Source organism: Hymenobacter ginkgonis (assembly GCF_009755225.1).
Classification (GTDB): domain Bacteria; phylum Bacteroidota; class Bacteroidia; order Cytophagales; family Hymenobacteraceae; genus Hymenobacter; species Hymenobacter ginkgonis.
The window spans coordinates 43,777-57,136 of the sequence record NZ_WQKZ01000001.1 but is presented as its reverse complement, the minus strand read 5'-3'; the positions used below and the strand labels follow the sequence as shown (position 1 = coordinate 57,136).

Below are 13,360 nucleotides of genomic sequence, written 5' to 3'. Positions count from 1 at the left end.
GTCATTAGGAGTTGTGGCGGCGGCCAGCACGCGGTGGGGCGGGCTACTTGCAGGGCATTTTTCATCGGGAAGAGCGGTTGGCGAAAGACTGCGACAAAAGTCCTTTCCTACCCCTACCCTAGCGCTCCAAGCCATTATCTGGCCCGTCTCAACTTATTATTTGGGGCGTATCACCTCGCTGGGGGCCTGGCCCAGCAGCTTCTTAAACACGCGGTTAAACGTTGATTTTGAATTGAAACCACTTTCCAGCGCCACGCCTACCAGCGAGTAGTGGCTGAAGCGTGGGTCGGCTAGCTTGCGGCGCGCCTCCTGCACCCGATAGGTGTTCACAAAGTCGTTGAAGTTTTGCCCGCAACCCGTGTTGATGACTTTGGAGAGCAAACTAGAATTGGTGCGTAGGCGCTGGGCCAGCTCGGTAAGCGTGAGCTCGGGCTCGAGCCAGGGCTGCTCGGTGGCCATGAGGTGCAGCAGCTTGTCGCGCCAGGGCAGTAGCTCGGGCGGCAGGGCCGCCGGTGGCAGCGCAGTTTCCTCGGCCGCTACCAAGGGGGTAGGCCCTGGGGCAGGCACGGCAGCGGGGGCGGGTTGGGGGGCTGCCAGCACCGGCAGGGGAAGTGGCGCAGGAGGCACTTGGGCTTCGCTGGCGGCCTCGGCCCCGAAGCGTAGCGGGCTCGTAGCGGCGGCGTAGTTGGCTTGAATTCCAACCACAATAAGCCCGTAAATGAGCAGGCCACGCAGGGCAAAGAAATACCAGGCTGTGTCGTAGCTAAAATCAAAGCGCTCGTTGAGCGTCGTAAAAAGCAGGCCCAGCGTCAGCACCAGCGTTTGCAGTACCAGCAGTTGGCGCAACCCAGCAAAGCGCAGGCGCTCAGGGTCCGAGAAGTTGTTGTTGAGGTAGTGGCGGTAGCGCCGGTACTCGGCCAGCATACGCAGGCCGTAGCCCAGCAGCAGCGCGTAGCCTAGCAGCGCCTCGGGCAGGTACCAGTTGTCGAGGGCCGTAGCGGCGGCCCCTTTAGTACCGTAAAAATCGGGTAGTGCCTGGCCCTTCAGAGCGCGGCACCACAGCAGGTCGTAGGCCGCCACGGCGGCAAATACCCCCAGTTCTAGCGCGCCCGGCAGTAAGTGCCACCGCAGCCGCCGCCAGCCAAACTCCTGGTTAGTAAGGCTTCGGAAGTACAGGTAATACGCGGGCCCCAGCAGCATAAGCGCCCGCCACGGCACGTAAAACATCACGGTCGAGTGGCCGTCGTGGCTATCAAACCAGCCGGCATAGCCTAGCATCCACTGCGCCACGCTGAGGGTAGGCAGCAGGATAAGCAAGGCCAGCAGCGCATCGGCCGCGGCACCGCGGCGCAGGGCGCGGCCCAGCAGCCACAGCGTGGCCGCCACCCCTGGCACCACAAAAGGCAATAGCAACGCGCTATGCAGGCCAAACTGAAAGAGCATGATGGCGAAAGTACGGCCGCCGCGCCACTGCCGAAATATTGAAGTTTTGCTTAGCTTTGAGGGATTCGCTTTTGCTTCCTGGCCGCTATGAACATCCTCCGTCACGTTGACTTGACCCGCATTTTTTTCGTTGATATCGAAACCGTGCCGGGCCACGCTACGCACGAAGAACTTCCCACCGCTTTGCACCCGCTGTGGGCCAAGTTTTGCGAAAAGCGCCACGCCAAAGAGCTGGCCGCTGGCAAAACCCACGAAGAATTGTTCAGCAACGGCGGCCTCTATGCCGAATTTGGGAAGGTAGTGTGCATCTCGGTCGGCTACTTTAGGCCCCTGAAGGACGAAACGCTCGAATTCCGCACCAAGTCGTTTGCCGACGACGATGAGTGCGAAGTGCTACGCGGCTTTGGGCAGTTTTTGCAGCGCTATGCACCTTGCGGCCCCGCCCGCTACGCCAAGCTTGAAACTGCTGCGCCTGATGGCTATTTTCTATGCGCCCACAACGGCCGCGAGTTCGACTACGGCTACCTGGGCCGGCGCATGCTCATCTGCGGGCAGCCCATTCCGCCCATGCTCGATGTAGCCGGCCACAAGCCCTGGGACCTACCGCACCTGCTCGACACGATGGACCTCTGGAAATTTGGCGACAACAAGGGCCATATTTCCCTACCCCTACTGGCGGGCGTGTTCGGCATCCCGTCGCCCAAAGACGACATCGACGGCTCGCAGGTAGCCCAAGTATATTGGGAAGAGAAAAACCTGGCTCGCATCGTCACCTACTGCGAGAAGGACGTCATTACCACGGCGCGCATCTACCTGCATTACACTGGCTTACAGTCCCTGTGGCCCGAAGTACAACTCACGCAAACGCCCTGGCCAGCGGTTGTGGCCTAGCCCCTACCCCCTGCGGCAGCGGGCAGGCTTGGCCTTATTGAGCGGGCCATTGGCGTCTTGTTGTCAGGCGAGCTTGATGCCCACGCTCAACTAGGCTGCTAGCTACCCCTCTGCCGTAGGCGACTGCTTTTTGGCTGCTGTATAGTAGCCTTTAAGCTAGCAGGCGCGGGCTTGTCACCTTCATTGCCTTGAAATCCTGGTAGTTGTTCGAAACAAAACCTGTCTGTTCCTAACGGAGCAGCTCAGGGCAGCAAAGCATGGGGCCGGCAATTTTCAACTGGCAAAAGCCTAGCTTCAACCGGGTAATTAGCCCTTAGAACCGAGCCACTCGGAATACTTGGCTAAAAGCAGTTGCTTTGTTGCTTATTCGCACTACCTACCCAGGCCTTGGACGCTATGCCTAGTTCTTTTTCGCGCTGGTTGCCGCTGCTGGGGCTTTTTTTGTTTGGGGCCCTGGCCATTTACCTCGTGAAGCCGCCGCGCCCGCTACCCGCCGATGCGCCGGCCGGCGAGTTTTCGGCCTACCGTGCCCAGCGCGACGTGGCCGTGGTGGCCCGCCAGCCGCACCCCATTGGCTCGCCCGCCAATGCCCAGGTGCGCGACTACTTGCTGCACCGCCTACGCGAGCTCGGCCTGGCCCCTACCCTACTCGATACCAGCGCCCTAGCTGCTAGCGGCAGCGAAATCAATACCGGGCGGGTACAGAATATTGTGGCTCGCCTGCCCGGCCGGCAGCCCGGCGGCAAGGCGGTGCTGGTGCTGGCCCACTACGACTCGCAGCCCCAGGCGCCCGGCGCCGGCGACGATGGCGCCGGCGTGGCAGCCATGCTCGAAACCCTGCGGGCCCTGCGCACCGGGCCGCCACTGGCGCACGACGTTATTTGGCTATTCACGGATGGCGAGGAAGTTGGCTTACTCGGAGCCCGCGCCTACGCCGCCGACACGGCCCGCCTGCGCCGCGAGGTGGGGGTAGTGCTCAATTTTGAAGGCCGGGGCAATGCCGGGCCCAGCCTCACTTTTGAAGTAAGCGCGCAAAATGGCTGGGTGATAAGCGAATATGCCCGCGCCGCGCCGGTGCCCATCGCCTCGTCGCTGTTCTACGAAGCTTACCGCCACCTGCCCAACGACACCGATTTTACGCCGCTGCGGCAGGCGGGCCTCACGGGGCTCAACTTTGCGTTTGTCGATGGCTTCCCTTTCTACCACAGCCCCGCCGACACGCCCGCCCACCTCGACCTCGGTTCCCTGCAGCACCATGGTTCGTATATGCTGAGCCTAGTGCGGCACTTCGGCACCATTTCGCTCGCCCAAACTAAAGCACCCGACTATACTTTCTTCAACCCCTTGGGCAGCTGGCTGGTGCGCTACCCCGCTGCCTGGAATCTCCCCCTCACGCTGGGTACCAGCACCCTGCTGCTGCTCGTGGCCGCCCTGGCGGCCCAGCGACGGCGCCTCTCCGCCGCCAGCCTGCTGGGCGGGGCGCTGGCTTTGGTAGGCGGATTGGCGCTGGTGCTGCTGGCGGGCTGGGGATTGCTGGCGCTGGTAGCCGCGCTGTACCCGGCATACGGCGCTTTTTATGGCAAGGCCGCCTACAATGCCTTGGCTTACCAAGTAGCGCTATTGGCGCTGGGTACCAGCCTTTTTGCTGGGTATTACGGCTGGCTGAGCCGCCACCTGCGCCCCGATACGCTAGTGGGTGGCGCGCTGCTAGTAGTGGCCTTGCTCCTAGGGTTGCTGCAATGGCAGGCAGTCTCATCGGCGTTTTTGCTAGCTTTTCCGCTGCTGGCGGCTACGCTGGCGTGGGCGCTGCGCCTGCGCCAGGCGGCGGCACCGGGCCGGCTGCCAGCTGGGGGGGTAGGCAGCTGGCTGCTGGCCCTACCCGCTGTAGCCCTGCTGGCGCCTACCCTCTATTTACTGCTGATAATCTTTGCCTTAACGCCGCTGGTGTTGATTAGCCTGGTATTTTTAGCAGTGCTGCTGGGGTTACTATTGCCAAGTATCCTGCCGGTTTTGGGCAAGGCGGGGGCCACTACGGTGCGGTTTAGCTGGCAGTTGCCAGGGCTAGCATTGGGCGTGACACTCATTGGCCTGGCGGTAGGCCACGCTACCCGCCTCCCTACCTCCGACCAGCCGCAGCAGACTCACCTCTTCTATGCCCTCGACGCCGACCACGGCCAAGCCTACTGGCTGTCGGCCGCGCCGCGCCCCGATGCCTGGACGCGCTTGCTGCTAACGCAACCACAGTACCAGCCGCTGCCGGCCCTTTTCCCTAAGCAAACTACTTCGGTACTACACCAAGCGGCACCAGCGCTGGCCCTACCCCCCGCCACCCTAAGCGTACTGGCCGACACCACAGTGGGTGGGCACCGCCGGCTGCGCCTGTTGCTGCGCCCCGGCCGCCCGGGAGTGCTGGCGCTGCGCCTAAGCCCGGCCGACGCTTCGGGGCAACTGCGCTGGCTGCGCGTAGCGGGCCAGCAAGTGCCAGCCCTAGTTCCGCGCACGGTAGCTAGCGGGGCTAATATTAACTTCTTTGCGCCGCGGCTGGGTGGCGAAGTTTTGGAATTGGAAACGGCAGCACCTGGCCCGCTGCAGCTGGTAGTTACCACGCGTAGCTTGGGCCTACCCCCCGTACTGGGCCTGCCGCCGCTGCCGGCTAGTGTGGTGCCGGCGCCGGGCTATAACAGCTTTACTACGCAGGTTAAAAAGACTATTCAGCTCTAATTATCAGTTAGTAAGTTAGCCTGTTGCGGAGGCTTACCAGTTGTCGTTGTCGCCCGAAGCTTTACCGCTGACGCTTTGGCGGATGGCGGCGGCCTGCTGGCGGCCACTGCGCTGCACGGCGCCGATGGTCGATTGCAGTACCGGCTTGGGGTAACCGGCATCGTCGAACGTGAGGGCGTTGGGCGTGAGGTAGTTTTCGAGGGGGGTTACGGCGCTGGCGCCCTTGCCGCTATCGAAGGCAAAATCGGTAATCTGGTAGCGGAAGCGGCCCGGCCGCACCTGGATGGTGATGGTGCGCCAAAGCGGCACCTGCACATTGGCCCCCAGGAAATTTTGCATCACCAGCTCGCCGGTTTTGCCTACTAGCTTGCCCCCGGCGGCATCGTCTACTTCGAGGGGCATTTTGGTGGTGCTGGGCGCGGCGGCAAACCACTTTTTGGCCCGCGCATATAGCTCGGTGGTGCTGGCGCCGGGCACCTGCACTACGGCCCGGTACATGACTTTGCCCGTAGCTGAGTCGATGGGAAGCGGGTTAACCCAGCCGTGCAGCTTGGGCAATTTTAGCTGGGTTTGCGCCTGCGCCGAGGTAAAGACCCCGACTAAAGCGAGCATAAGAAGAAAGAATTTCATGCCCTTGGCTACGCAAAGGCCCTGCCAATAGTTGATTGGAATCGGCCACTATGCGGGGCGTAGCTTCGCGAAAGTTTCTACTTCTCCTCGCATGTTCTTCAGATTTCACCAACCTAGTTGGCTAGTGGCGGCCCTGCTAAGTGCCGCCACCGCAGCCGCGCAGCCAGCCGCCCCCCTACCCCCTAATCCGGCCGCCGGCCGCCGCTTTGTGCAGGATAGCTTGCGCGCCTACGTGGAGCGCGGGCGCCGCCTCTGGAATATTCCGGGCTTGGCGGTAGCGGTGGTGAAAGACGGCCAAGTGCTAGTAAGCCAAGGATATGGCACGCGCGGCGCAAATGGCCAGGGCGGGCCCGTCGATGGCAACACGTTGTTCATGATAGCGTCCAACTCCAAGCTATTTACCGGCACGGCCATTGCGCAGCTAGTGGAGGAGAAAAAGCTAAAGCTCGACGACCCGGTGCGGAAGTATTTGCCCGGCTACCGCCTCTACGACTCGGCCAGCAGCCAGCTCGTGAGCGTGCGCGATGTGCTGGGCCACAAGCTGGGTACCAAGACGTTTCAGGGCGATTTTTCTTTTTGGAATTCCAACCTGAGCCGGGCTGAGATTATCGGCAAGATGCGGCTGCTGAAGCCTACCCACCCGTTTCGGCAGGACTACGGCTACTGCAACGCGGGCTTTGTGACGGCTGGTGAAATCGTACCGGCCGTGAGCGGCGGCCAAACCTGGGAAAGCTGGGTGCAGCAGCGCCTGCTCACGCCGCTGGGCATGGCCAATACCTACCCCCTCACCAGCGGCATTGCCCAGCGCGCCGACGTGGCCCTACCCTACACCGACGCCTTCGGCCCACTGGCCCGGCTGCCGTTTGATGAGCTGGATAATATGGGGCCGGCCGCCAGCCTGGTATCGTGCACCAACGACCTGGCGCACTGGCTACAATTCCAATTAGATAGCGGCAAGTACCGGGGCCAGCGCGTGCTGCCGTGGGCTACCCTGCGCCGCACCCGCGAAGCGAACACCTTGCTCACAGCCACCAAAAACCCGTTGGTACCTAGCCACTTCCGCACGTATGGGCTAGGAGTATTCAGCGCTGATTACAACGGCCGCCAAATATACTGGCACACCGGCGGGGCCGATGGCTACGTGACCAACGTGTGCTTTGTGCCCGAAGAAAACCTAGGCCTTACTGTGCTCACCAACCAAGATAACCAGAGCTTTTTTGAGGCCTTGCGCTACCAGATTCTGGATGCCTACCTCGGCGTGCCATACGTGGACCGTAGCCGGCAATTTTGGCTGAATGCCCAGGCGGGCCGCGCCGAAACCCGCCGTGATGTGGCGGCGCTGGCGGCCCGCGCCGCCAAGAAAAACAAGCCCGACCGGCCGCTCGCGGCCTACGCCGGCACGTTTCAGCACCCGCTGTACGGGCCCCTAACGGTGGTGCCGCAGGGCCGGCAGTTGCTGGTGCATTTCGGCCACCACCCCCACCTCACGGCTACCCTCGACTACCTGGATGGCGACACCTTCCGCCTCACGTATTCAAATGCGGCGTACGGAGTTTTTGCCGCGCCTTTCACCGTGGAAAATGGCCAAGTAAAAACGTTGGAAGTGCACGTGAATGACGGGCTGGACCCGGATGCGTATCTGTTTAGCAAACAGTAGATTTTTGCCGTAAGCGCTAATTTTTTGATAAACGCACAAAAAAGAACGTCCTGCTGAGCGAAGGGAAACATCTCGCTCGCACCGTTAGGTTGCTACCCCTAGTGGCGCGAGCGAGATGCCTCCCTTCGCTCAGCAGGACGTTCTTTTTGTACCAGACGGCTGCTTAGTTCAGCGAAGCCACGTCGATGACGAAGCGGTACTTCACGTCGCCTTTCAGCATGCGCTCGTAGGCTTCGTTGATGTGCTGAATATCAATCACCTCAATGTCCGACATGATGTTGTGCTCGGCGCAGAAGTCCAGCATTTCTTGGGTTTCGGCGATGCCACCGATGAGCGAGCCGGCCACGCGGCGGCGCTTGCTGATGAGGTTGAACGCGTGCAGGTGCGGCGCCTCGGAAGGCACGCCCAGCAGAATCATGGTACCGTCGAGGCGGAGCAGGTTCACGTAGGCACCCAAGTCAATTTGGGCCGATATAGTGTTGATAATGAAGTCGAAGTAGTTGTTCACCGACTTAAATTGCTCCTGGTCTTTGGTCACCACAAACTTATGGGCGCCCAGGGCTTTGGCATCGGCTTCCTTGCCAGCCGAGGTGCTAAGCACGGTTACTTCGGCGCCGAGGGCTACGGCAAATTTCACGGCCATGTGGCCGAGGCCGCCGAGGCCCATCACGGCTACGCGGTGGCCGGGGCCCACTTTCCACTGGCGCAGGGGCGAGTAGGTGGTGATGCCGGCGCACAGCAGCGGGGCTACGCGGGCCAGGTCGAGTTTGTCGCTCACTTTGAGGGTGTACTTCTCATCCACTACAATGCTTTGCGAGTAGCCGCCATAGGTGGGCTGGCCGGTGGCGATTTCGCGGGCGTTGTAGGTGCCCACCATGCCAGTGGTTTCGCAGTATTGCTCCAGGCCTTCCTTGCACGAGGTGCACTCGCGGCACGAGTCTACCATGCAGCCTACGCCGGCGAGGTCGCCTACTTTAAAGCCTTTCACGTGGTCGCCCACGGCCGACACGCGGCCCACAATTTCGTGGCCGGGCACCATCGGGAAAATCGAACCACCCCACTCGTCGCGGATTTGGTGCAGGTCGGAGTGGCACACGCCGCAGAACAGAATGTCAATCTGCACGTCGTGCGCGCCGGGGGCACGGCGCTCTAGCTGAAAGGGTTCGAGCGGAATATTGGCAGCAGGCGCTGCGTACGCTTTAGTGGCGGACATAAAAACGGGGTTTGGTAATAGAGGAGAGCTTACACAAAGCGCCGCCGTGACCCGGATGGACCACGGCGGCGCTGTTGGGACTGGTGCTGGGTTAACCCACTGCAGCAGGCTTTGTTTGGGCAGGCGCCGGTGATTGGGTTAGTGCCTCGGCCACCAGGCGGCGCATCCGCAGCAGCGACTGCCGGGCAAACCGCCGCTGCAACATTCGCCCAAATACCTTGAAGCCCAGCCAATAAAAGGGATTGCGAATCGTGCCTTTCTGCGAAACCGCGTGAATGCGAAAATCGACCGCGCCGGTGACTAGATTTTTATGAATCGAAAAATTAATCTGCCCGCGCTCGAAGTGGCCTTCTAGCGTGCGGTAGCCGTAGCCCCATACCTGCTCGGCGCCGGTGGGGGTAGGGCAGGCAGCCTCGGCCACCACATCTACCACCTGCACGCCGAATAAAAACGTGAAGCCCAAAAACTGCGCCCGCAGCACCATAATGCGTTTTTCGAGCGGCTGGTCGGGCGCGAAAATGCCCGTAATCAGGTTGGGCGGCGGAAACTTGTAGTTGCGCAGCACGTCTACGGCGGCGGCAAACGAGCCCGCGGCTTGGGCCGGGCCGGGCGGCTCGGGCGGCAAGCTGGTGGCGTAGTCATCGACGCGCCAGCCGGTGGCCGCCGTATCCAGGCCTTGGGTGCTCACATCGTAGTTGACTTTGGTGTGTGCGTAGGCAGCTAGCTGGGTGCGGTACTGCTCCCAGAGCGGGGCGGGGGGGGTAGGGCTAGGCATGGTGGCGGCTTTGCTCGGTGGTGCCATCGAGGGCGTGGCGGATGGTTTCGACCGTGACGGGCCCCAGCGCCTGGCCGCCACTGGCCTCGGCCACGCGGGTGCAAAACTCAACCCAGGTAGCTTCCTGCATCAGCTTGCCGCCGCCCAGGGTATCGTAGGCAAACGCTACTAGCCCATCGCGCGAGCGGGCCACCGAGTTTATCTCGAAGCGCAGCTCGCCGGGCCGCTCGTCGAGCTGGTGCGCCTCGAAGCGGATGCGCCCGGCTTCGGGGTGGCCTTCGAGCGTGAGCAGCTCAAAGGAGGTAGGGCCCACGTCGGTCACGCGCACGCTACCGTTCCAGGGGCCCAAAATTTTAATATGAAATTCGTCGCCCACGTGCAGCGCGCCCGGCACTCCTTTGGTTTGCTCGAAGTCGGCCAGCGCCCCGGGCGCAAAGCGTGGCACATCGGCCTGCACGGCCTGCATCAGCTGCCGCGGGCTTAACCTAGTGCGCGCTATATCAATGAAATAACGCCGTTCTAGCTTGGGGCCCGAGCCCTGGGCAGCCGTTTGCGCGGGTTGGTTGGTATCGGCCACTTGGTAGATGTAGGAGGTAGAAATAAGGAATGATGAGTTGCCCAACAACTTGCGGCGGCCAGAAACTTCAGCTGTTTATACGCCGCTAGCCCGTATAAGGTGGCCCGCCGCAAGTTGCCGAGCAATTCATCGCTTCCACTTCCTACTTACAACGACATGGCCTATTTCCGCCCACCCGGCCCGGCGCCCGACCCAGCGCTGGTGCGCTCGCTTAGCCAGCAGCAACTGGCGCTGCTGCAAAACCGCCGCACCGAGCCGCTCGCCGCCGAGCCCCGGCTGATTGCGGGCTGCGACTCGTCGTTTCCGACGCCCGAAACTATTATTTCGGTGTTTGTGGTGCTGAAATTTCCGTCGTTGGAGCTTGTGGAAAAAGTGTACAGCTACGGGCTGGTTACGATGCCCTACGTGCCAGGCTACCTGTCGTTTCGCGAGGCGCCCAACGTGATTCAGGCCTTCGCCAAGCTCACCCATAGGCCCGACGTGATTATGGTGGATGGACACGGTATTGCGCACCCGCGCCGCATGGGCATCGCCGCGCACCTGGGCGTGATGCTCGATATGCCCACCTTTGGGGTGGCCAAAAACAAGCTGACGGGCACTTTCGCCGAGCCCGGCCTAACCAAAGGCGCCCTGGCGCCCCTCACCGACCCCAAAACTGGTGAGCTGATTGGCGAAGTCTTGCGCAGCAAAGACAAGGTCCTACCCCTGTTTGTGAGCCCTGGCCACCGCTGCGACCAAGCCACCGCCACGCGCCTCACCCTGGCTTGCTTGCGCGGCTACAAGCTGCCCGAGCCCACGCGCCTGGCCGACCACTGGGCTGAAGAATTCAAGAAAGAGGTGCGCTAAGGAACTCGCCGCCCGCGGCGGGGGTAGGGCTAGCACGGCCCCCCATTCGAGGGTAGAAACGGGTTGCTGGCCCGGTGTCCTATCTTTGAACGGAAGGCTGGGGCTTACTTTTTAGCCGCTGGCGGCGATGCTTATGTCTAGATTTTATGCCGCGCTCGGCGGGCTTTTGTGCGCGGTGCTGCTGGGTGCAGGGCCGGCGTGGGCCCAGGCGCCGCCCATTATTCCGCAGCGCACGTGCGCCACGCAGCAGGCCGATGCCTGGCAGCAAGCGGCCCTGAAGCGCCGGCTGCCAAATTATAATGCGGCGAAGTTGGCTGCCTCGGCGCCGCGGGCGTTGCGCACGGCGGCCGTTACGTACACGCTGCCCGTAGTGGTGCACATTGTGCACAACGGCGAGGCGGTGGGCACCGGCACCAACATCAGCCAGGCGCAGGTGCAGTCGCAGCTCGATGTGCTGAACGAAGATTACCGCAACCTGAACGCCGACGGCGCCTTGGTGCCCAGCGTGTTTCAGCCGCTACGGGCCGATGTGCAGGTGCAGTTTGTGGCTGCCACCCGCGACCCGCAAGGCAAGGTGCTGCCCGAGCCCGGCATCGACCGGGTGAGCCGCGCGGCCAAGGGCTTCGACGCGCCGCCTTACGCCACCACCAGCTACATCGAGGACGTCATCAAGCCCGCCACGTACTGGAACCCCGACCAGTACGTGAATATCTGGGTGATGAACCTGGGCGGCAATGTATTGGGCTACGCGCAGTTTCCGGATAATACGGCGGGCCTCGGCGGCCTAAGCCCGCTGGGCGGCCTGGCGGCTACCGATGGGGTAGTGATTTTATATTCGACATTTGGCCGGGTCGGGACGCTGAGCTCCGGTTTTGACCGCGGCCGCACCCTTACCCACGAAATGGGCCATTGGCTCGGGCTGCGCCATACCTGGGGCGATGCCGACTGCGGCGACGACTATTGCGCCGACACGCCCACCCAGCAAACCAGCAACTTCAATTGCCCGGCATTTCCGCACGTTACGTGCTCGAATGGGCCCAACGGCGACCTGTTCATGGATTACATGGACTACGTGAACGATGCCTGCATGGGGCTGTTTTCGGGTAATCAAAAAGACCGTATTCAGGCCGTAATGGCCGCTGGCACGCCGCGCCGCACGGTATTATTAAGCTCGCCAGTGCTGTGCGCCAGTGTAGCCGCTGCCGCGGCCAGCACCAGCGGCGCGGCGTGCCCCGGCGGCACTATCGCGCTGGCCGCCAGCGGCCCCAGCAGCGCCACCTACGCCTGGACGGGCCCCAATGGCTACGTCAGCACCCTGCAAAACCCGGTGCTGACCAATGTAACGGCCAGCGCGGCCGGCACCTATATTGTTACTACCACGCTCAACGGTGGCGCCTGCACTAGCACGGCCAGCGTGGCGGCTGTGGTAAGCCCAGCAGCGCCAGTTTGGACGGGGGCGGCGGGCACTAGCAATTGGTTTGATGCCGCTAATTGGACTGGCTGCGTGCCCACCCGCGAAACCGACGCCACTATTCCGGCGGGCTTGGCTGCCCCCTACCCCCTGCTCACCAGCGGCACAGCCGAAGTGCGCACCCTTACGCAGCAAGGCAGCTTGGGGGTGGCGGGCGGCGAGTTGGCCCTGTATGGCGACTACGCCGGCGCTGGCCCCCTCACCCAAACCGGGGGGAATATTGCTACGCGCGGCACCGGGCCGCAGCGCTTGCGCGCTGCCACGTACTTGGCGCTCACCGTGGGCGGCACCGGCACCAAAACGATAGCCGCGGCTACCATCGGCCAGACGCTTACCCTGGCCGGCGCCCTCCTCGACACCGGCCCCGCCATCCTCACCCTGGCCCCGGCCGCCACGCTCACCGAAACAGACGCCAGCTACGTGCTGGGCCAAGTGCAAACCACGCATTTAGTGAATACTACCTCCGACGCTTTCGGGGGGGTAGGGCTGCGCCTAACGGCTACCACCGCGCCGGGCACTACCACCGTGCGCCGCACCACTGGCCAGGCGCAGGGCAACGGCGCGGGCACCAGCATCAGCCGCTACTACGACCTCACGGCCGCCACGAGTAGCAGTTTGCGCGGGGCCACACTGGCGCTCAGCTACCTGCCGCACGAGCTAAACGGCCTGCCGCCGACGCAGTTAGTGCTCTTCAAATCGACCGATACGGGCGCTACCTGGAGCAACCAAGGCGCCACCCTGCGCGATGCTACCGCCCTAGCCGTGAGCCGCGACTACGTAACCGACCTAACCGGCCGCTGGACGCTGGGCAGCGCCAGCACGCCCCTCACGCCGGCAGCTATCACCTACGCTATCAACGCTTTCCCGGTGCCATTTTCATCGAATGGACTCGCCATTCAAGTAACAACGCCCACGGCCGGGCCGCTGCAAGTGCAGCTCTATGACGTGCTGGGGCGGGTTATTTACAGCCATGCGGTAGCCACGGTGGAGGTCGGCACCAGCACCGTTGACCTACCCGGCGCGGGCCAGCTGGCACCCGCTAAGTATATGCTAGTGGTGAAACAAGCCAACCAAGAAGCCCACCTGAACGTGGTGCGCGAGTAGCGATTGACGTGCTTTTGAGTTTCCAGCTCCCT

At 62.6% G+C, this 13,360-nt stretch carries 10 protein-coding genes; 5 read left to right on the top strand and 5 right to left on the bottom strand.

The window, feature by feature from the left end; genetic code table 11:
* Nucleotides 1-156 precede the first annotated feature (156 nt).
* On the bottom strand, nucleotides 157-1,443 hold the full coding sequence (locus GO988_RS00220; protein ID WP_157561532.1) for a helix-turn-helix domain-containing protein: 1,287 nt from the start codon (nucleotides 1,441-1,443) through the stop codon (nucleotides 157-159).
* 87 nt (nucleotides 1,444-1,530) lie between these two features.
* On the opposite strand from GO988_RS00220, the gene GO988_RS00215 reads away from it, so the two are divergent.
* Together GO988_RS00215 and GO988_RS00210 are read left to right on the top strand one after the other, a co-directional pair.
* Entirely contained in the window at nucleotides 1,531-2,334 is an 804-nt protein-coding gene (locus GO988_RS00215) for a 3'-5' exonuclease (RefSeq protein WP_157561531.1), read from the top strand.
* 396 nt (nucleotides 2,335-2,730) lie between these two features.
* Nucleotides 2,731-5,055, top strand: coding sequence for a M20/M25/M40 family metallo-hydrolase (locus GO988_RS00210; RefSeq protein WP_157561530.1), 2,325 nt, complete (start codon nucleotides 2,731-2,733; stop codon nucleotides 5,053-5,055).
* 33 nt (nucleotides 5,056-5,088) lie between these two features.
* Here GO988_RS00210 and GO988_RS00205 read toward each other — a convergent pair whose 3' ends face one another.
* Nucleotides 5,089-5,667, bottom strand: a complete 579-nt coding sequence (locus GO988_RS00205) for a DUF4468 domain-containing protein (RefSeq protein ID WP_198172439.1) — start codon at nucleotides 5,665-5,667, stop codon at nucleotides 5,089-5,091.
* A gap of 109 nt (nucleotides 5,668-5,776) precedes the next feature.
* Here GO988_RS00205 and GO988_RS00200 point away from each other — a divergent pair, with 109 nt between their 5' ends.
* Entirely contained in the window at nucleotides 5,777-7,342 is a 1,566-nt protein-coding gene (locus GO988_RS00200) for a serine hydrolase (protein WP_157561528.1), read from the top strand.
* A 163-nt stretch (nucleotides 7,343-7,505) separates the two neighbouring features.
* Here the strand turns inward: GO988_RS00200 and GO988_RS00195 are convergent, their stop codons facing one another.
* From GO988_RS00195 to GO988_RS00185, 3 genes are all read right to left on the bottom strand, one after another.
* Nucleotides 7,506-8,555 (bottom strand): NAD(P)-dependent alcohol dehydrogenase, encoded by a 1,050-nt coding sequence (locus tag GO988_RS00195; RefSeq protein WP_157561527.1) that lies wholly within the window; start codon nucleotides 8,553-8,555, stop codon nucleotides 7,506-7,508.
* A 91-nt stretch (nucleotides 8,556-8,646) separates the two neighbouring features.
* Nucleotides 8,647-9,357 carry a DUF1990 family protein gene (locus tag GO988_RS00190; RefSeq protein ID WP_232341322.1) on the bottom strand — a complete coding sequence of 237 codons (711 nt, stop codon included), beginning with the start codon at nucleotides 9,355-9,357 and terminating at the stop codon, nucleotides 8,647-8,649.
* A complete protein-coding gene (locus GO988_RS00185) occupies nucleotides 9,323-9,907 on the bottom strand; it encodes a DUF1990 family protein (protein WP_317164752.1) in 585 nt (194 codons plus the stop codon). The genes GO988_RS00190 and GO988_RS00185 overlap by 35 nt, the downstream gene beginning before the upstream one ends.
* A gap of 156 nt (nucleotides 9,908-10,063) precedes the next feature.
* On the opposite strand from GO988_RS00185, the gene nfi reads away from it, so the two are divergent.
* Nucleotides 10,064-10,753: a deoxyribonuclease V gene (gene nfi, locus GO988_RS00180; protein WP_157561526.1), complete on the top strand. Its 690-nt coding sequence runs from the start codon at nucleotides 10,064-10,066 to the stop codon at nucleotides 10,751-10,753.
* Nucleotides 10,754-10,886: 133 nt separating this feature from the next.
* Nucleotides 10,887-13,328: a M43 family zinc metalloprotease gene (locus GO988_RS00175; RefSeq protein WP_198172437.1), complete on the top strand. Its 2,442-nt coding sequence runs from the start codon at nucleotides 10,887-10,889 to the stop codon at nucleotides 13,326-13,328.
* Nucleotides 13,329-13,360 lie beyond the last annotated feature (32 nt).